Source organism: Helicobacter pylori (assembly GCA_008032955.1).
GTDB classification, from domain to species: Bacteria; Campylobacterota; Campylobacteria; order Campylobacterales; family Helicobacteraceae; genus Helicobacter; species Helicobacter pylori_DC.
This window is the reverse complement of the sequence record CP032046.1, coordinates 1,457,176-1,475,646: the sequence shown is the minus strand read 5'-3', so window position 1 is coordinate 1,475,646 and position 18,471 is coordinate 1,457,176. Positions and strand designations below refer to the sequence as shown.

Here is an 18,471-nt window from a genome sequence, read left to right as displayed (position 1 = left end):
ATGGCGACACGAACTCAAGCCAGGGGGGCTGTGGTTGAATTGTTGTATGCGTTTGAGAGCGGTAATGAAGAAATTAAAAAAATCGCTTCTAGCATGTTGGAAGAAAAAAAGATTAAAAACAACCAGCTCGCTTTCGCTTTAAGCCTTTTTAATGGCGTGTTAGAAAAAATCAATGAAATTGACGCTCTTATTGAACCGCATTTAAAAGACTGGGATTTCAAACGATTAGGGAGCATGGAAAAGGCGATTTTACGCTTAGGAGCGTATGAAATTGGCTTCACGCCCACACAAAACCCTATTATCATCAATGAATGCATAGAGCTTGGCAAACTCTACGCTGAGCCTAACACCCCTAAATTTTTAAACGCTATCTTGGATTCTTTGAGCAAAAAACTCGCTCAAAAACCCTTGAATTGAGGGCGTTTTATGCTTAAATTTAAAAAATAATGCACTAATCACTAATCACTAATCACTAATCACTCATCACTCATCACTAAAGAGGGGGTTGGTGGGATTTGAGCGAGCGGTAGAAATAAAATTAAAGGAATAATATGGCATACAAATAGCGACTTGGAATTTTTAAAGCGATTAAGCTCTAATGATTTGAAAGATTTGTTTGATGTGCTTGTCTATGACAAAGATGGCGAAAAAAGATTTACTGAAGGATTAACGCTTTCAGAAGAATACAAAAGACATGGCAATGATGACGCTAAATACGCAGAAAGAATCGCTGAAGAGTTACAGCATTATGGGGCTAATAGCTTTGCGAGCGCGTTGAGAGGTACAGGGGTTTTATACAGAGAAATTTTGTGTGAAGTGTGCAATAAATTAAAAGTCAATTACAACAAAAAATCTGACACAACTTTGATTGAATAAAACATGCTTTCTAGTATTTTACAAAAAAGTTTGGAAAAAATGAGCGATGAGGAGATTAGAGAGCTTTGCGATGAATTAGGAGTGAAAAACACCAATAAATTAGGCAAGCAAGCCCTAAGCACAGCTGCTTTAACGCTTTTAGAATGGGGGGTTTCAAATCCTATCAATTAGCTTTAATTGTTGCAAATGCCGTGATAAAGGCGATTTTTCAAAGAGGGTTGTCTCTAGGGGCAAATGCCGCTCTTACAAGAGGGCTAAGCATTTTAACGGGTCCTGTTGGCTGGATCATTACAGGTGTATGGACAGCGATTGATATTGCAGGACCGGCTTATAGGGTAACCATACCGGCATGCATTTTGGTTACCACTTTACGCCTAAAAGCACAAGCAAACGAAATTAAAAATCTTCTTTAACTCTTTTTAAACCTTTTTTAAAAATACAATATAAACCTAGATGCTATAAAATGCCTGGGTTTTATTTTTAGCGTTTAAAAGAATTGATGCCTTAAAGCAATCTTAAGAGCGTTGGGTTTTTGAGTTTAAGCCTTTTTAGAATATTAAGTGTAGTTTTAGACAAATGATATTAAAATCAGTAACCACTTTAGAAAAACAGCGATGGAGCGCGAAAAGTCGTTTGTTTTTAATAAGTGATAAAACAATATAAAGGAATAATATGGCATACAAATATGATAGAGATTTGGAATTTTTAAAGCAATTGGAATCTAGTGATTTATTGGATTTGTTTGAGGTGCTTGTTTTTGGTAAAGACGGCGAAAAAAGACACAATGAAAAACTGACAAGCTCCATAGAATACAAAAGGCATGGCGATGATTACGCTAAATACGCAGAAAGAATCGCTGAAGAATTGCAATACTATGGGAGCAATAGTTTTGCGAGTTTCATTAAAGGCGAAGGGGTCTTATACAAAGAGATCCTATGCGATGTGTGCGATAAATTAAAGGTCAATTACAACAAGAAAACCGAAACGACTTTAATTGAACAAAACATGCTTTCTAAAATCTTAGAAAGAAGTTTGGAAGAAATGGATGATGAAGAAGTGAAAGAGATGTGCGATGAATTGTCCATAAAAAACACGGACAATTTAAACAGACAAGCCTTAAGCGCGGCGACTTTAACGCTGTTTAAAATGGGAGGCTTTAAATCTTATCAATTAGCGGTCATTGTTGCGAATGCGGTTGCAAAAACCATTCTAGGGCGTGGTTTATCGCTTGCGGGCAATCAAGTGCTTACAAGGACTCTGAGCTTTTTAACAGGCCCTGTTGGCTGGATCATTACAGGCGTATGGACAGCGATTGATATTGCAGGGCCGGCTTATAGGGTAACCATACCGGCATGCATTGTGGTCGCCACTTTACGCCTAAAAACACAGCAAGCCAGTGAAGATAAGAAGTCGTTACAAATAGAATCCATTTAAGCTTTTTTTTAGGGAAAAAGGTATAGAATGGAAACCTAGGTGCGAAAATGCATCTGGTTTTTATTTTAATTTAAAAGGGAGACAAAATGAGTAATAGTTGCAGTAATCAAAACCACAATCAAAAAGGTGATGCTAAAAATCAAAACAACGAAAGTTGTCAAAAAAATAGCCAAAACCAAGCCAATCAATGCAACGCTAACCACGAACATAAAAACGATAAAAAGTAAGGGTTAGAGGGTTAAAGGAGGGGGTTTCCTTGTGTCAAAAATCAAAATAGCGTTTCATTAAGTTAGCAGGTTAGCCCTACCCAAAGAAATCGTATGGTTTCTTGCTTTCAAATCAGATTTATCTTATCCAAAATGATAAAGCATATCAAAACATTTTAATCATTATTATTCTTTGGTTGTAAATCAATAAAACCCATTAGCATTTGTAGCGCAATATTCATGCGCAGTTAGCGGGTGTGTTTAAGCCTTTTAGGGCGTTAGACATGATTTTAAAAAATGATGCTGTAATCACTAATCACTAAAAAAGGGGTTTGGTGGGATTTGAGTGAGTGGTAGAAATAAAATTAAAGGGATTGCATGGCATACAGATACGATAGCGACTTGGCATTTTTAAAGCGATTAAGCTCTAGCGATCTGAAAGATTTGTTTGATGCGCTTGTTTATGATGAAGATGGCGCACTAAGAATGAATGAATAATTGACAAATTCAACAGAATACAAAAGGTATGGTAGCGATTACGCCAAATACCCCCACAAGGATCGCTGAAGAATTGCAGTGTTATGGGGGCAATACTTTTATTAATTTTTTAGAAACGAAGGGGTCTTATACAAAGAGATTTTGTGCGATGCGTGCGATCATTTAAAGAGGTTAATTACCATGAAGAATCTCCAACCTCTTTGATTGAGAAAAACATACTTTCTAAACTTTTGAAAGATAGTTTAGAAAAAATGAGTGGGAGAGAGATTAAAGAACTTTGCGATGAATTGGGCATGGCAAATATTGATAAAGTGATTGGTGAGAACAAACAAATCTTAATCGCATCTACTTTAACGCTGCTTAAAGCGGGCGGCTCTCATTCTTATGCGTTGGCTATAGCTGTTGCAGATGCAATGGTAAGATAAACTCTGGGGCATGGTTTATCGTCTGTGGTGGGTAAAGTAGCGCTTAAAAAACTTTGGGTATTTTAGCTGGCCCTATTGGTTGGGTCATTACAGGCGCGTTAGTGAGCATCAATCTTGCTGGGCCGGCTTATAGGGTAACCGTGCCTGCATGCGTTTTGGTTGCCACCTTACGCAAAAAATTAAAAGCAGAACAAGAAGCGAATGAAAAGAAAATGTGGTATTTAGTTATTATTTTTTGTATTCTCATTGGTCTGGCTGTTTTGGCTGTTTTTTTCATAAAAGGAAAACACCAATCAAGCAATAACCCAAAAAGCGGTGTTGAAAACCTTAAAAATCCTAGCCACAAGAATTAAAGAATGGCAACAACCGCTCCAAAACACAAAACCACCCCAAGCACAAAAACAACAAGGGAGCAGAGATTAAAGAGCGTTAAGGAGAGTAAAATCCCCTTTTAGCGTTTGAGGGAATTGACCGTCTGGAGCATGGCATCAGCGGTTTGAATGCTTTTAGAATTGGCTTCATAAGCCCTTTGAGCGGTGATTAGATCCGTCATTTCTTCTACCAATCTCACATTGCTCAATTCCAAAAAGCCTTGCCTTAACTTGCCCAATCCTTGAGAATCCGGGTTGCCCACAATCGCCTCACCGCTAGCGTTGGTGATTGAAAACAAATTATCCCCCATAGAGTGAAGCCCTGCCGGATTGACAAAATTAGCCAGCGTGATTTGCCCGATCACATTAGAGGTCGTTTGCAAGCCTTGAGTCACGCTCACCGTGCCATCCACACCGATATTCACTTGCGTGGTGTCTTCAGGCAAAGTGATTTGAGGGATCAAAAGATAGCCCTCGCTTGTTACAAGATTACCCTGTTCGTCTAGCTTAAAATTCCCGCTTCTTGTATAAGCGGTGGTGCCATCAGGCAACTGGACTTGAAAAAAGCCTTTGCCCGTAATGGCGACATCTAAATTATTTTCCGTTTCTTTAGGGCTGCCTTGCGAAAACATTTTAGTGATCGCGCTAGGGCGCACGCCTAAGCCCACTTCCATGCCATCTGGCGATAAAGTCGTGTTGCTTGTGTTAGTGCCGGCGTATTGCATCGCTTGGTAGAACAAGTCGTTAAAATCCGCACGAGATTTTTTAAACCCGGTGGTATTGACATTGGCGATATTGTTTGAAGTGGTGTCAATGTGCGTTTGTTGGGCGAGCATCCCTGAAGTGGCACTATAGAGAGAACGGAGCATGATTTTCCCTTTAAACTAAAACTTAACAACCTAGAATCATAACCAAAATAAGATTAAATTTGACTAAACTTGAAACGCTTTTTTAATAAAAAGGTTTAAAAAAGATTTAAACCTAGTCTCATGCAGAAATCTTATAAACGCCTTTAGCGTTTGAAATGAATGCGTTAGTGCTTTTAAGCATTATAAAAACCTTGTCAGTGGCATTATTTTGATTTTATAAGCGTTTTTACAACAACACGCTTTTCATGAATAAATACGCCAAAATCCAGCTTGAGATCAGTAGTTATAGAAATTCCATTTTACGCTTATCTTATTTAATGGGATTTAGACTAAATAAGGCTATTTTATGGCATAATAAAACACGTGGCAGTGTTTTTGCATGCCATTTGAAACCATTAGCTACCAACCTAATGGTTTGAAGAATAATGCATGCCAAGAAACACACTAAAATCTAAACAAGAAAGGAGTAAGCATGAAGCTAATCATAATCATGACAGGTTAATGGTGCTCGTAACACCACTACACTAAATACAGATCCTTAAGAGTTACCAACTCTTAAGGATCTTGTAAACCCCTTTTTTCTGTGACAAAACTATAATACAATAATCCTTAATTTAACTTAAATGATAGCGGTTTTTTATAAAATTGTAGATTTAATCCGTATTTAATCTAATAATCTGCCCATAATAAAACAATTCTCGTCAAGCGTTTCAAGGCTTTTTGCTTACTCGTTAATTCAGTTTTAATGCACTTTTATTCAAATTTAATCTCTCAAATACAGATAAAAGATTGATAAATTTTAGGGCGTTTTATTATGCACTTTCTTTTTGTATCCATTCACTCAAAACTTTTTAACAGCGTTCTTGGCGAAATGTTAGCCTTTTTTAAAGGGACAAAGCGCTTTTTTTGATAAGCCTCTAGACTGGATCGCCCTATCATGGCGGCATTGTCGCTGCAAAATTCTAAAGGGGCTAAAACAAGCTTGCAATCAAACTCAGCACACAAGTTTTCAAACGCCTTTCTTAAAGCTAGATTTTGGCTCGCTCCCCCCACAATGCCAAAAATTTTAGGGCGTTTGATTTTAAAATAGCGTTTAGTCTGCTGGATTAAATGCTCAATAGCCGCGCTTTGAAAATGATAGCCAATCTTTTGTTTTACCTCATCGTTCAAATTATGGGCGTTTTTTTCAACCTCCAAACGCACCGCATTTTTTAAACCTGAAAAACTAAAAGCCAGATTCGGGCTGTTTTTTAAAGGGATAGGGAACATTAAAGGCTCGTTTGGGTGCGCATAATCAAGGGCTAATTTTTCCACTATAGGGCCTCCTGGATAGCCCAAATCAAGCATTTTAGAAACCTTATCAAAACTCTCCCCAAAGCTATCGTCCAAACTCGTGGCAACGATTTTAATATTCTCATAATCTCTAGCCTCTAAAATCAAAGAATGCCCCCCAGAGACTAAGAGCACGCTTAAAGGCATGCAGGTTTGTTTTTCATTGATAAAGAGCGAATACACATGCCCTCTCAGATGATCTTCTAAAATCAAGGGCAAATTCAAAGACAAACTCAAGGCTTTTGCCATCATCAAACCTTCTATTAAGGTAACACTCAAACCTGGCTGATTCGTGATAGCGATGGCTTTGAGCTTGGAAAAATCCCTATTCAAGCTGATTTTAATGCGTTCTAACAAAAGCGGCAAATTCTCAGCATGCAAGCGCGATGCAAGCTCAGGCACAACGCCCCCATAAGGGCTGTGGCACTTTTCTTGAGAGATTTTAAAATGAGCGATGAGTTTGGCGTCCTCTATTCTTGTAAGGGCTAAAGAGCTGTCATCGCAAGAACTTTCAATGCTTAAAATCATGTCTTTATCTTTGAATAATATTAGAGCTTGAATTATACTTTGTTGGCTTGTATTTTAAAATCTTTAAGCCAAATATTTGATCGCATTCAAATAGCTTTTGTTGTTCGCTTTATTTTGATAAGCAATGTCAAACGCTGTGCCGTGGTCAGTGGAAACGCGTAAAATGGGGGCGTTCAAACTCACATTGATGCTTTCATCAAAATAGAGCGCTTTTAAAGGGGCTAGCCCCACATCATGACTCATGCTCACATAAAAGGGGGTTATTTTGCGTTTATTGGGAGCAAAAGCACTATCAGCCGGCATTGGCCCCAAAAAGCATTCAAAGCCCAGCGTTTGGTTGCCCTCTTGAATGGCTTTTAAAATCTTTTCATCCTCTTCCCCAAATAATCCCTCTTCACCCGCATGGGGGTTAAAGCCACACACTTGAACGATTTGAGCTTGAGTGCTTTTTTGAAACGCTAATAAAAACTTAACTAACGCCTCTACTTGAATGAGCTGAGAAACCGCGCTTAAAGGCACATGGTCGCTAAATAGCCCCACAAAGAGTTTTGAACACCCAAGCATCATGATGATTTGATGATCTTTATAGCGTTGTTTTAAAAAATCGGTATGCCCCACAAAAGGGATTTGAGCTTGTTGCCATGCGAGTTTGTTGATAGGCAAAGTGCAAATGCCATCCACTTCTTTATCATCCGCTAACTCGCAAGCCTTTTTAAAACTCTCAAAACTATACGCCCCACTTTGAGCGCTGACTTTGCCTATCGTGCTAGAGTTTAATAAGGGTAAGGGGGCATCAATAACGAGCGTGTTAAGCGTTTTGGTTTCATAAGCGTTATGAAGCAATTGATTAGCCCGCTCTAAAAGTTCGCCATCAATGAGATACAACGGCTCACAAATCGCGCTCACTTCCTTATGGCTTTTTAAAATCAATTCTAAGCCTACGCCTTGAATATCCCCGCAACTGATCGCAATTTTCTTTTTAGCCATTTTATCGCTTAATAAGTTGCGCCATTTCTAAAATCGCTTTTTCTAATCCCACTAAAACCGCTTTTGAAATCACGCTATGCCCAATATTAAGCTCTCTTAAAGAGGGGATTTTTAACAATTCTTTCACGTTAGAGTAATTCAACCCATGCCCAGCGCACACCACAATTCCCATAAAAAACGCTTCTTTGCTCATTCTCCTTAATTGCAAAAAGGCGTTGTGCAATTCTTCTTTCAATTCTTTGGGGCTTTTGTCTTTGAGCGCGCTAATGGCATGGATTTGATTGTTAGCGTTAGAATACAAAGCGTTGTGCAAATTCGCATACACCCCAGTGTGGAACTCCACCTGTTTGACTTGATGCTCCTTTGCAAAATGCAGAGCGTCTTTTAAAGGATCAACAAACAAAGACACTTCAATGCCTTTATTGTGATACGCTCTAATCACTTCCCCCAAACCCTTTAATGAACAATCCAACCCTCCCTCTGTCGTAACCTCATTTCTGTTTTCAGGCACGATCGTAACTTTACTGGGCTTATTTTTTAAAGAGCATAAAAAATCAGTGATCTCAGCATTGATAGAGCATTCAATGTTGATAGGCAAAGGGCTAATCTCAAGCAGTCTCAAAACATCTTCATTTTGAATGTGCCGTTTGTCTTCCCTCAAATGGATGGTGATTAAATCCACTTTATGGGTGTTTTTAGCGATAAACAGAGCCTCTAAAATCTCAGGCTCATAAGTCTTTCTCACTTCCCTTAAAGTAACAATGTGATCAATATTCAATCCAAAACGCATGACTATCCTTTATTTTATAATAATGATTTTGGAATTGTAACATAAAACCCCTCCTTATGCTTATAAGATTTTATCATCAAGCTATCTTTTAAAAATGCTATAATACCCAAAACAAAATGTCAATTAAATCCAATAAAAGTGTTGTGGGTGCTATATTTTTTAACCAGTTTATTTATTTGCTCTTTGGTTGTTTTGTGGTCTAAAAAATCCATGCTCTTTGTGGATAACGCCAATAAAATACAAGGCTTTCATCATGCAAGAACCCCACGAGCTGGGGGGCTTGGGATCTTTCTTTCTTTTGCGTTGGCTTGTTATCTTGAACCTTTTGAGATGCCTTTTAAGGGGTTTTTTGTTTTCTTGGGTTTGTTGTTAGTTTTTTTAAGCGGTTTTTTAGAAGACATTAACCTTTCATTAAGCCCCAAAATACGCCTTATTTTGCAAGCCGTAGGGGTTGTTTGCATCATCTCATCAACGCCTTTAGTGGTGAGCGATTTTTCGCCCCTTTTTAGCTTGCCTTATTTTATCGCTTTTTTATTCGCTATCTTTATGCTGGTGGGTATCAGTAACGCTATTAATATCATTGACGGGTTTAACGGGCTGGCATCAGGGATTTGCACGATCGCGCTTTTAGTCATTCATTATATAGACCCTAGCAGTTTGTCTTGTTTGCTCGCTTACATGGTGCTTGGGTTTATGGTGTTAAATTTCCCTTTAGGAAAGATTTTTTTAGGCGATGGGGGGGCGTATTTTTGGGTTTGGTGTGCGGGATTTCCCTTTTACATTTGAGTTTAGAGCAAAAAATCAGCGTGTTTTTTGGGCTCAATTTAATGCTTTATCCGGTCATAGAGGTGCTTTTTAGTATCCTAAGGCGCAAAATAAAACGCCAGAAAGCCACCATGCCAGATAACTTGCATTTGCACACCCTTTTATTTAAATTCTTGCAACAACGCTCTTTCAATTACCCTAACCCTTTATGCGCGTTTATCCTTATTCTGTGCAACCTGCCTTTTATTTTAATCAGCGTCTTATTCCGCTTAAATTCTTACGCGCTCATTGTCATTGGCCTAGTCTTTATCGCATGCTATTTAATGGGCTATGCTTGTTTGAACAGGCAAGTTTGTGCTTTAGAAAAGCGAGCGTTTCAATGAAAAAGCTCAAAAGTCTTTTTTTGAGCCTGCTCTTATGGGTCTATCCTTTAAGGAGTGAGCCGATCAATGAGGGGGCATACATTTTAGAAGAGATTGGCGATGTGCTTAGGTTTTTGCCTATTTTTGTGGGCACGGTCAGTTTGGCGATGCGCGATTATAGAGGGTTAGGGGAATTAGCGGTCGGCACATTAGTCACTCAAGGCGTGATTTATGGCCTTAAAGGAGCTTTTAGCAACGCCCATAAAGATGGGGCTAGAGTGGAATTTGCCAAACGCCCGTGCTGTAATTCTTGGAGAGGCATGCCAAGCGGGCATGCTGGGGGGTGTTTAGTGCGGCTGGGTTTGTGTATTATCGCTATGGGTGGAAGCCGGCTCTTCCTGTGATCGCTCTTGCAATCCTCACTGATGCTAGCAGAGTGGTGGCAGGACAACACACGATCTTGCAAGTTACAATCGGCAGCCTTATCGCATGGGGGTTTGCTTATTTGTTCACTTCACGCTACAAACCCAAGCAATGGATGCTCTATCCTGAAATATCTAGCGATTTTAAGGGCAGTAGCCGCTATGGGGTGAGCTTTTCTTATCAATGGTAAAGGGATAAAGTGCTAAAAAAATTATTATTCATTTCGCTCTTTTTAGGGTTTTTAAAAGCAGAGGGCGAACATTATGAAATCATCGTTGGGCTTTCAAAGGCTTTTTTGAAAGCCCAAGAAGTTTTGACTGCGATCCATCAAGCTTATAAAACCTGCATAGAAACCGGACATGATCGCACCCAAATACGCCTTCAAAGTGCTTTTTTAGAGAACTTGTCTCAAACAGAACAGCAATTTGATGACTATTTTGAAAAGGATTTTAAAAGCATAGAAGTTTTAAAAACCTTGCTTAAAGACATCCAATCGTTAGAAAAAGCTTCCAACAAACTCGCATGCATTGCCCCAAAAAACGCTCAAAATTTTGAAATTTTAGAGGGAGCGATAACGCAAATCATAGACTTAGAAAAACAGATGGATAAATTTATCAATGGCGCAAAATAAAGCCCATTTTGGCATGACGACTTAATTGAATATTGATTGTAAAAAGCTCTAATTCAGTTTGAATGATAGCCTTTTAAAGCGTTTTTAGAGAATTGAGTTTCGCCATGAGCAAAGATTAGCAATCCCATTTAAAAAACCAAAGCGTATTAAAGTTGGCTTTGAATATTCGTATTTAATAAAAACCAAATCCCTAATACTTATGCTTTCTTAGGCGTTTCACCACATAATCCCCTGCGCTTTGAATGATTTGCACTAAAACGATGATCACAACCACCGCATAAAAAAGCACATCGCCCCTATAACTTTGATAGCCAATCCTAATGGCTAAATCCCCCAATCCCCCAGCCCCTAACGCTCCAGCCATAGCCGAATAGCCTATTAGAGAAATTAAAGTGATGGTGATATTATTCACTAAAGAGGGCAGGCTCTCTAAAAGCATCATTTTAATGACTTCCAAATGAGACGCTCCCAAACTTAAAGTGGTTTCAATCTTGCCATGCTCTACTTCCATTAAAGAATTTTCAAAAAGCTTTGCGACAAAAGGAATGGCTGAAATGGCTAGCGGGATAATGCTTGCGCTAGAGCCAATGCTCGTGCCAATCAAAAAGCGCGATAAAGGCAAGAGCAAAATAATGAGAATGATAAAAGGGAAAGAGCGAGTCATGTTGATGGAAGTGTCTAAAATCTTATGCAAAAGGGGTTTGTTTAACAAATGCCCTTTTTTACTCACTAACAATAAAACCCCCAAAGGCAAGCCAAAAACAACCGCCAAAAAGCTCGCCACAAACACCATATAAAGCGTTTCTAGCGTGGCTTGAATGAGCATTTGAGAAATCATTTTAATCCTTTAATTTTTCCACTTGTAAGCCTAAAGCGTTTAAATACTCTAAAGCCCTTTGAGTCTCTGCAACACTGCCTAAAAACCGCACCACTAAATACCCTATATCTTTAGTCGTAAGCTCTTCAATATTGCCTGAAATGATACTCACGTCTATTTTAAAACGCCTGATCAAATTAGAAATGATCGGCTCGTCTAAATGCTCCCCTAAAAACACGATGCGATAAACGTCTTGCGATTTTTGATCCCCATGCTCGTTTTTGATACCAAGCAATTCTTTAGTAACGGCATGTTTAGGGTTAGCAAAAATTTCTTCTACCGAGCCTCTTTCCACAATTTCGCCGCTGCTGATCACACACATTTGATTGCACAATTCTTTAACCACTTCAATTTCATGCGTGATGAAAACGACGCTCAAATCAAACTTTTTTTGAATGCCGCTTAAAAGCGTTAAAATAGAATGCGTGGTTTTAGAATCCAGCGCGGATGTGGCTTCATCGCAAAGCAACAAATCAGGGCAATTCGCTAAACTCCTAGCGATCGCCACTCGTTGTTTTTGCCCACCGCTTAGCTGTTTAGGGTAAAAATGCATTTTATCTTCTAGCCCCACTAATTCCAATAATTCATGCACCCTGGATTGGATCTTAGTTTTTTCCCATCGGGCGATTTCTAGAGCGAAAGCGACATTTTCAAACACATTTTTAGCGCTCAATAAATTGAAATGCTGGAAAATCATGCCTATTTTTTGGCGTGCTTTTTGCAATTCTTTAGGCTTTAAGTTTAACAGATTGACCCCATTGACTAAAACTTCGCCAGAACTAGGACGCTCTAAACAATTGATCAGGCGGATGAGCGTGGATTTCCCCGCCCCTGAATAGCCTATCACGCCCAAAATATCGCCTTTTTTCAATTCCAAATTCACGCCTTTTAGAGCATGGAATCCGTTTTCATAAATCTTTTCAATGTTTTTTAATTCTACTACCATATTATTTGACTTTTTGACTTACTTGGACATTTGCGCGTTATTTTCCACGCTATTGAGCCATAAAAACACTTGCACCACGCTTTCATACAATTCTTCAGGTATCGTGCAGTCTAATCCCACCTTTAAGAGCGAATCCACCAGCATGGGGTTAGAAAAGAGCGCTATATCGTATTCCTTAGCTTTTTGAATGATCCTTTTAGCCACTTCGCCCACCCCGCTTGCGATCACTTTTGGGGCATGATCTTGCCCCATGTTATAGGCTAGGGCGGCGGCTTTTATGGTTTTATTCATCTAATACCCTAAAGTCAAAGCGTCGGCCTCATTCCAAGAGAAATTTTTTTCAAGCCCCTTTGTTTTTTTCAAAATAGAGACAACGCTGCGAACTAACATGTCCGTTTCAATATTCACACGCCGTTTGAGTTTATAAGTCTTAAAAAGGGTATTCTCTAAAGTGTAAGGGATAATCGTTAGCCAAAACCCCTTTTCTTCTACCTTGCTTAAAGTCAAACTCACCCCATCAATGGCGATAGAGCCTTGCTCAACGCACAACAAAAGCGTTTCTTTAGAAGCGCTGATGAAAAAATCCACTTGATTAGCGTTGTGAATGATTTTTTCAATGACCCCGATAGCGTCAATATGCCCTTGCACAAAATGCCCGTCTAAACTTGCGTTCGCTTTTAGGGCTGGCTCAATATGGACTAAATCCTTGTAATTTTCTAACGCCACGCTGTTTTGGGTTTTTTGGCTCAATTCCACGCTAAAATGCGTTTTTGAACTTTCTATGGCGGTTAAACACGCCCCATTAATCGCAATGCTATCGCCAAGCTTGGGATTGAGATCGCTCTCTATGCTTAAAATATTGTTGTGGAAACTCTTCACTTTAGCTATTTGATTGATTAGACCACTGAACATCGTTAATGATTATTTTCCTTATGTTAGAATGCTTAAGTATTGTAACATATTAAATAAAACCATAGGATAAAAGCATGTTTATTGATACGCATTGCCATTTGGATCACAAGGACTATGAAAACGATTTAGATGAAGTGTTAAAAGAGAGTTTAGAAAAAGGCGTTACGCAATGCGTGATTCCGGGTGCGGACATGAAAGATTTGAATAGAGCGGTAGGGATTAGCGAAAAATTTGAAGGCGTGTTTTTTGCCATAGGCGCTCACCCTTATGATGTGGAGAGTTTTGATGAAAGCCTGTTTGAAAAGTTTGTTGGGCATCAAAAATGCGTGGCGATAGGCGAATGCGGGCTGGATTACTACCGCTTGCCTGAATTGAATGAAAGAGAAAATTATAAAAGCAAGCAAAAAGAAGTTTTCACCAAACAGATTGAATTTTCTATCCAACACAACAAGCCATTGATCATCCATATTAGAGAGGCGAGTTTTGATAGTTTGAATCTTTTAAAAAGCTATCCTAAGGCTTTTGGGGTGTTGCATTGCTTTAACGCTGATAGCATGCTTTTGGAATTGAGCGATCGTTTTTATTATGGGATAGGGGGGGTTAGCACTTTTAAAAACGCTAAAAGACTGGTAGAGATCCTCCCTAAAATCCCTAAAAACAGGCTTCTTTTAGAAACGGATTCGCCTTATTTGACCCCACACCCTTTTAGAGGCACCAGGAATAGCCCCATTTATATCCCTTTAATCGCTCAAAAAATTGCCGAAATCATCCACATAGAAACTGAAGAGCTCGCTTCTTTAAGCACGCATAACGCTCAAACGCTTTTTAACTTCCCCTAAAATTAGGGTTGTGTTAGAAAGCGTTATTCAAGTTTAGTTATAATCAAGGCTATTTTAAAAGCTAGATTAATTATTAGGATATGATGCCAAAAAGAATGAAGTGTTTTAGTCAAAAATGGTTGGTTTTTTTTGTTGCCCATTGGCTTTTGTTGGCTTCTTTAAGTCATGCGAAGATGGCTTTTGAATCTAATATTGACACCAAAGCGTTAGAGGCTTTTGGGGTCAATGCGAGCTTTTTATCCCAAATGCCAGGCGCTTTAAAAAAGGTGAATAAAGAAGAGGAATGGAAAAAGTTAGTCAAAAGATTTGATGTGAATTACCAATTCATCCCTATCATTAAAAACATGCTCATAGAAGCGAGCGTGCCGCAAGAATTTTTATTTTTAGCCATGGCCGAGTCTAAGTTTTCATCAAGGGCTTATAGCAGGAAAAAAGCGGTAGGGATTTGGCAATTCATGCCAAGCACGGCCAAAGAGTTAGGGCTTAAGGTCAATCATTACATTGATGAAAGGAGAGATCCCATTAAAAGCACTCAAGCGGCGATCGCTTATTTGAAACGGCTCTACAAGCAAACCGGTGAGTGGTATTTGGTCGCTATGGCGTATAATTATGGCTTACGAAAGGTTCAAAACGCTATTAAAGCCGCCGGCACTTCAGACATTAAAGTCTTGCTGGATGAAGATAAAAATACCTCCCTAAAGAAACGCGAGAGTATATCCGCTCCATTCTAAGCCTAGCGTTAAAATTCAACAGCCTAGACAACCTCAAAGATAAAGAGTATCTGCTCAATCGTGGGGCGAGGGTGAGTTTAGTGGGCGTCCCGTTTAAAAGGCACACTTCTTTAGTCCAAGTGGCCAAAAATTTGAATTTGAGTTTAGAAACCTTAAAATCCTACAACCACCAATTCCGCTATAACATTCTGCCCTCTAAAGACCCCACCTACACCATTTATATCCCTTATGAAAAACTCGCCCTTTTCAAACAACGCCAGCTCAAACAAAATAAAAACGCTCAAGCTAATCCTAAAAGCCCTTTCATCACCCATGTGGTCTTGCCTAAAGAAACCTTATCTTCTATCGCCAAACGCTATCAAGTCAGTATTTCTAGCATCCAATTAGCCAATAACCTCAAAGATTCTAGTATTTTTATCCACCAACGCTTAATCATCCCCACTAACAAAAAGTTACTCGCTACGAGGGAATTTTAATGGGTTGGGCGTTGAAAAGAGTTTGTTTTTTAGGCGTTATTTTTTTGATTAGCGCTTGTGCGGTTAAAAAAGAGGGAATAAAGAATTTGTCTTACAAGCATGAAAGCTTGCGCGCTTATGAAAACGCTAAGGATTATGACCCAACAACCAAAAAAGCCACCTATAAACGCAATTTTTTTGAACGCCATTTCAAACACCATACCGATTCGCAAGATAGCAACACAAAAGATCAGCCACTAGATAACGGCATGCGCGATTCTAGCGCGATCCAAAGAGCCACCATGCGCCCTTATCAAGTGGGGGGCAAGTGGTATTACCCCACTGAAGTGGATTTAGGCGAAAAATTTGATGGCGTTGCGAGCTGGTATGGCCCCAATTTCCATGCCAAAAAAACCAGTAATGGGGAAATCTATAACATGTATGCCCACACCGCCGCGCACAAAACTTTACCCATGAACACCGTGGTGAAAGTCATCAATGTTGATAATAACTTAAGCACCATTGTGCGCATTAATGATAGAGGGCCTTTTGTGAGCGATCGCATCATTGATTTGTCTAATGCGGCCGCTAGGGATATTGACATGGTTAAAAAAGGCACGGCCAGCGTGCGTCTCATTGTTTTGGGTTTTGGTGGGGTTATCTCCACGCAATACGAACAATCCTTTAACGCCAGCTCTTCAAAGATCTTGCACAAGGAATTTAAAGTCGGCGAGAGCGAAAAAAGCGTGAGCGGAGGGAAATTTTCTTTGCAAATGGGGGCTTTTAGAAACCAAATAGGCGCTCAAACTTTAGCGGATAAATTGCAAGCAGAAAATCCAAATTACAGCGTCAAGGTTGCTTTTAAAGACGATTTGTATAAAGTTTTAGTTCAAGGGTTTCAAAGCGAAGAAGAGGCTAGGGATTTTATGAAAAAATACAACCAGAATGCGGTTTTAACGAGAGAATGATTAAGTTATTGCTTTTAGATGTGGATGGCACGCTCACGGACGGGTCGTTGTATTTTGATGAAAATTTTCACGAAATCAAGGCTTTTAATGTCAAAGACGGGCTTGGCATGACGCTATGGCAAAAATTAGGCAAAAAAATCGCTATCATTACAGGAAGAACTTCAATCATGGTGAAAAAACGCATGGAGAGCTTGGGCGTTCAGTTTGTTTTTATGGGCGTTGAAAATAAAAACGCCGTTATAGAGCGACTCAAAAAAGACTTGCAATTGAGCGCACAAGAAATCGCATGCGTGGGCGATGATTATAACGATTTAGGCATGTTTAAGGCATGCGCTTTGAGTTTCGCCCCTTTTGATGCGCACCCCTTGCTTAAAAGCAAGGCTTATAAAGTGTTGCAAAATTCAGGGGGCAAGGGGGCTGTTAGGGAAGCGATTGATTATCTTTTAACATTAGAAGGCTTGCAAGATGAAGCGCTCAAGCTTTACCTCTAATAGCGTTTTAAACTTCTTTGTGGTTTTATCTTTCATCACGATAGGGCTAGTCTTTTTCTTTTTGCGTTCCCAACCCACTAGCGTTATCTCTAAAGAAAATATCCCTAAAATTGAATTAGAAAATTTTAAAGCGTTTCAAATCAACGATAAAATCCTTGATCTGTCCATAGAGGGTAAAAAAGCCCTACAATACGATGATTACGAAATCTTTTTTGATTCCAAAATCAAGCGCTATGATGAAGACACCATTGAAAGCGTTGAGTCTCCTAAAGCCAAACGGCAGCAGGATTTGTATTTCTTCCCTAATGGGGTTACTTATAAAAGAAGCGATGATTCTAGTTTTTGGAGTGAAACAGGGATTTACAACCATAAGGAGCAAAATTTTAAAGGCAAGGGCCGTTTCATTCTCACTTCAAAGGATAGCAAGATTGAAGGGCTTGACATTTCTTATTCGCATGCTTTAGCCGTTATTGAAGCTCAAAGCATTCAAGCTAATTTGTTTTTAGATGAAATCAAACAAAGCCAGAAAGAAAAGAAAAAATTCCCCACTTTCAAAGGAGGTTTTTAATGCGTTGGTGGTGTTTTTTGGTGTGTTGTTTTGGTATTTTAAGCGTGATGAGCGCTCAAAAAACAGACAATAAAGGTTTGAAAAAAGAAAGAGAGCTTTTAGAGATCACCGGCAACCAATTTGTAGCGAACGACAAAACAAAAACCGCCGTTATTCAAGGCAATGTGCAGATCAAAAAAGGTAAAGACCGGTTGTTTGCGGATAAAGTGAGCGTGTTTTTAAACGATAAACGAAAGCCTGAACGCTATGAAGCCACAGGGAACACGCATTTTAACATCTTTACAGAGGATAATCGTGAAATCAGCGGGAGCGCTGACAAGCTCATTTATAACGCGCTGAATGGGGAATACAAATTGTTGCAAAATGCGGTGGTTAGAGAAGTGGGGAAATCTAATGTCATCACCGGTGATGAAATCATTTTAAACAAAACCAAGGGTTATGCTGATGTGTTGGGGAGTGCGAAACGGCCCGCTAAATTCGTGTTTGATATGGAAGATATTAATGAAGAAAATCGTAAGGCTAAATTGAAGAAGAAGGGTGCTAAGGAAAAACCATGATCGCCATTAAAGACGCTCATTTTCTCACTTCTTCTGGTCAACTTTCGCAATGCCCTGCGAGCTTGACTTCTGAAATGGTCATTTTAGGGCGTAGCAATGTAGGTAAAAGCTCGTTTATTAATACCTTGTTAGGAAAAAATCTCGCCAAAAGTTCAGCAACGCCTGGAAAAACCCGTTTAGCGAATTTTTTTTCCACCACTTGGGAAGATAAAGAAAACGCCTTAACGACTACTTTTAATGTGATTGATTTGCCCGGGTTTGGCTACGCTAAAGTTTCTAAAAGCTTGAAAAAAGAATGGGAGGGGTTTTTATGGGAATTGTTGAGCGTTAGGGTTTCTATCAAACTTTTTATCCATTTAGTGGATGCGCGCCATTTGGATTTAGGAATTGATAAAAACGCTAAAGAAAACATTCAAGCCCTTCTAAGGCCCGATCAAGCCTACCTTTCTCTTTTTACGAAATTTGACAAGTTGAATAAAAACGAGCAACACCGCCTTTTTTTAAACGCTCCTAAACCTTTTTTAATCAATACCACCCATTTTAACGCTCTTTCTTCAAAATACCCAACCCTTGAAATAGTGCGCCAAACCCTTTTGAAATACTTGCTCACTAACCCCTTATAAGCCACAA

At 39.3% G+C, this 18,471-nt stretch carries 22 protein-coding genes and 5 pseudogenes; 18 read left to right on the top strand and 9 right to left on the bottom strand.

Features of this window, described 5'->3' with window-relative positions:
* The 8 genes and pseudogenes from D2C72_07225 to D2C72_07190 all read left to right on the top strand — a co-directional run bounded on the left by D2C72_07225 (nucleotide 1) and on the right by D2C72_07190 (nucleotide 3,894).
* Nucleotides 1-417 (top strand): N utilization substance protein B, encoded by a 417-nt coding sequence (locus tag D2C72_07225; GenBank protein ID QEF44016.1) that lies wholly within the window; start codon nucleotides 1-3, stop codon nucleotides 415-417.
* A 129-nt stretch (nucleotides 418-546) separates the two neighbouring features.
* Nucleotides 547-876, top strand: a complete 330-nt coding sequence (locus D2C72_07220) for a DUF3944 domain-containing protein (protein QEF44015.1) — start codon at nucleotides 547-549, stop codon at nucleotides 874-876.
* A gap of 143 nt (nucleotides 877-1,019) precedes the next feature.
* Nucleotides 1,020-1,289, top strand: coding sequence for a hypothetical protein (locus tag D2C72_07215; GenBank protein ID QEF44014.1), 270 nt, complete (start codon nucleotides 1,020-1,022; stop codon nucleotides 1,287-1,289).
* A 259-nt stretch (nucleotides 1,290-1,548) separates the two neighbouring features.
* Nucleotides 1,549-2,310 (top strand): DUF3944 domain-containing protein, encoded by a 762-nt coding sequence (locus D2C72_07210; protein QEF44013.1) that lies wholly within the window; start codon nucleotides 1,549-1,551, stop codon nucleotides 2,308-2,310.
* A gap of 584 nt (nucleotides 2,311-2,894) precedes the next feature.
* Nucleotides 2,895-3,014, top strand: coding sequence for a DUF3944 domain-containing protein (locus tag D2C72_07205; GenBank protein QEF44012.1), 120 nt, complete (start codon nucleotides 2,895-2,897; stop codon nucleotides 3,012-3,014).
* A 141-nt stretch (nucleotides 3,015-3,155) separates the two neighbouring features.
* A pseudogene (locus tag D2C72_07200) lies at nucleotides 3,156-3,439 on the top strand (ubiquinol-cytochrome C chaperone).
* Nucleotides 3,440-3,492: 53 nt separating this feature from the next.
* Entirely contained in the window at nucleotides 3,493-3,792 is a 300-nt protein-coding gene (locus D2C72_07195; protein ID QEF44011.1) for a flagellar biosynthesis protein FlgG, read from the top strand.
* A gap of 3 nt (nucleotides 3,793-3,795) precedes the next feature.
* Nucleotides 3,796-3,894, top strand: coding sequence for a flagellar biosynthesis protein FlgG (locus D2C72_07190; GenBank protein QEF44010.1), 99 nt, complete (start codon nucleotides 3,796-3,798; stop codon nucleotides 3,892-3,894).
* Here D2C72_07190 and flgG read toward each other — a convergent pair.
* From flgG to D2C72_07165, 5 genes and pseudogenes are all read right to left on the bottom strand, one after another.
* Nucleotides 3,891-4,679, bottom strand: a complete 789-nt coding sequence (flgG, locus tag D2C72_07185; protein ID QEF44009.1) for a flagellar basal-body rod protein FlgG — start codon at nucleotides 4,677-4,679, stop codon at nucleotides 3,891-3,893. The two genes, D2C72_07190 and flgG, sit on opposite strands and share 4 nt — an antisense overlap.
* Nucleotides 4,680-5,516: 837 nt before the next feature.
* Nucleotides 5,517-6,539 (bottom strand): tRNA (adenosine(37)-N6)-threonylcarbamoyltransferase complex transferase subunit TsaD, encoded by a 1,023-nt coding sequence (gene tsaD / locus D2C72_07180; GenBank protein QEF44008.1) that lies wholly within the window; start codon nucleotides 6,537-6,539, stop codon nucleotides 5,517-5,519.
* A gap of 63 nt (nucleotides 6,540-6,602) precedes the next feature.
* Nucleotides 6,603-7,526 (bottom strand): 4-hydroxythreonine-4-phosphate dehydrogenase, encoded by a 924-nt coding sequence (locus tag D2C72_07175; GenBank protein ID QEF44007.1) that lies wholly within the window; start codon nucleotides 7,524-7,526, stop codon nucleotides 6,603-6,605.
* A gap of 1 nt (nucleotide 7,527) precedes the next feature.
* The gene (gene pdxJ / locus D2C72_07170; GenBank protein ID QEF44006.1) at nucleotides 7,528-8,316 is read right to left on the bottom strand and encodes a pyridoxine 5'-phosphate synthase; all 789 of its coding nucleotides are present in this window, start codon (nucleotides 8,314-8,316) and stop codon (nucleotides 7,528-7,530) included.
* 14 nt (nucleotides 8,317-8,330) lie between these two features.
* Nucleotides 8,331-8,528, bottom strand: a pseudogene (locus tag D2C72_07165) (hypothetical protein).
* Between D2C72_07165 and D2C72_07160 the strand changes: the two are divergent.
* The 3 genes and pseudogenes from D2C72_07160 (at nucleotide 8,455) to D2C72_07150 (ending at nucleotide 10,497) form a co-directional block, all read left to right on the top strand.
* Nucleotides 8,455-9,464: pseudogene (locus D2C72_07160) on the top strand (undecaprenyl/decaprenyl-phosphate alpha-N-acetylglucosaminyl 1-phosphate transferase). The pseudogenes D2C72_07165 and D2C72_07160 overlap by 74 nt on opposite strands.
* Nucleotides 9,395-10,056, top strand: a pseudogene (locus tag D2C72_07155) (PAP2 family protein). Before D2C72_07160 ends, D2C72_07155 begins: the two co-directional pseudogenes overlap by 70 nt.
* Before the next feature lie 9 nt (nucleotides 10,057-10,065).
* Nucleotides 10,066-10,497: a hypothetical protein gene (locus D2C72_07150; protein QEF44005.1), complete on the top strand. Its 432-nt coding sequence runs from the start codon at nucleotides 10,066-10,068 to the stop codon at nucleotides 10,495-10,497.
* Nucleotides 10,498-10,687: 190 nt separating this feature from the next.
* Here the strand turns inward: D2C72_07150 and D2C72_07145 are convergent, their stop codons facing one another.
* From D2C72_07145 to ribE, 4 genes are read right to left on the bottom strand one after another with little or no spacing between them, the layout of a single operon-like run.
* A complete protein-coding gene (locus tag D2C72_07145; protein QEF44004.1) occupies nucleotides 10,688-11,335 on the bottom strand; it encodes an ABC transporter permease in 648 nt (215 codons plus the stop codon).
* A gap of 1 nt (nucleotide 11,336) precedes the next feature.
* Nucleotides 11,337-12,320, bottom strand: a complete 984-nt coding sequence (locus D2C72_07140; GenBank protein QEF44003.1) for a methionine ABC transporter ATP-binding protein — start codon at nucleotides 12,318-12,320, stop codon at nucleotides 11,337-11,339.
* Nucleotides 12,321-12,338: 18 nt separating this feature from the next.
* Nucleotides 12,339-12,611: a FlhB-like flagellar biosynthesis protein gene (locus D2C72_07135; protein QEF44002.1), complete on the bottom strand. Its 273-nt coding sequence runs from the start codon at nucleotides 12,609-12,611 to the stop codon at nucleotides 12,339-12,341.
* On the bottom strand, nucleotides 12,612-13,232 hold the full coding sequence (gene ribE, locus D2C72_07130) for a riboflavin synthase (GenBank protein ID QEF44001.1): 621 nt from the start codon (nucleotides 13,230-13,232) through the stop codon (nucleotides 12,612-12,614).
* Nucleotides 13,233-13,306: 74 nt separating this feature from the next.
* Here ribE and D2C72_07125 point away from each other — a divergent pair, with 74 nt between their 5' ends.
* The 7 genes and pseudogenes from D2C72_07125 to D2C72_07095 all read left to right on the top strand — a co-directional run bounded on the left by D2C72_07125 (nucleotide 13,307) and on the right by D2C72_07095 (nucleotide 18,464).
* Nucleotides 13,307-14,071: a YchF/TatD family DNA exonuclease gene (locus D2C72_07125; protein ID QEF44000.1), complete on the top strand. Its 765-nt coding sequence runs from the start codon at nucleotides 13,307-13,309 to the stop codon at nucleotides 14,069-14,071.
* A gap of 83 nt (nucleotides 14,072-14,154) precedes the next feature.
* Nucleotides 14,155-15,278 (top strand): annotated as a pseudogene (locus tag D2C72_07120) (LysM peptidoglycan-binding domain-containing protein).
* The gene (locus tag D2C72_07115; GenBank protein QEF43999.1) at nucleotides 15,278-16,225 is read left to right on the top strand and encodes a septal ring lytic transglycosylase RlpA family protein; all 948 of its coding nucleotides are present in this window, start codon (nucleotides 15,278-15,280) and stop codon (nucleotides 16,223-16,225) included. Before D2C72_07120 ends, D2C72_07115 begins: the two are co-directional and overlap by 1 nt.
* A complete protein-coding gene (locus D2C72_07110) occupies nucleotides 16,222-16,716 on the top strand; it encodes an HAD family hydrolase (protein ID QEF43998.1) in 495 nt (164 codons plus the stop codon). The genes D2C72_07115 and D2C72_07110 overlap by 4 nt, the downstream gene beginning before the upstream one ends.
* Nucleotides 16,691-17,284 carry a hypothetical protein gene (locus D2C72_07105; GenBank protein ID QEF43997.1) on the top strand — a complete coding sequence of 198 codons (594 nt, stop codon included), beginning with the start codon at nucleotides 16,691-16,693 and terminating at the stop codon, nucleotides 17,282-17,284. The genes D2C72_07110 and D2C72_07105 overlap by 26 nt, the downstream gene beginning before the upstream one ends.
* On the top strand, nucleotides 17,284-17,841 hold the full coding sequence (gene lptA / locus D2C72_07100; protein QEF43996.1) for a lipopolysaccharide transport periplasmic protein LptA: 558 nt from the start codon (nucleotides 17,284-17,286) through the stop codon (nucleotides 17,839-17,841). The genes D2C72_07105 and lptA overlap by 1 nt, the downstream gene beginning before the upstream one ends.
* Nucleotides 17,838-18,464 (top strand): YihA family ribosome biogenesis GTP-binding protein, encoded by a 627-nt coding sequence (locus tag D2C72_07095; GenBank protein ID QEF43995.1) that lies wholly within the window; start codon nucleotides 17,838-17,840, stop codon nucleotides 18,462-18,464. The genes lptA and D2C72_07095 overlap by 4 nt, the downstream gene beginning before the upstream one ends.
* The last annotated feature ends 7 nt before the right edge of the window (nucleotides 18,465-18,471 follow it).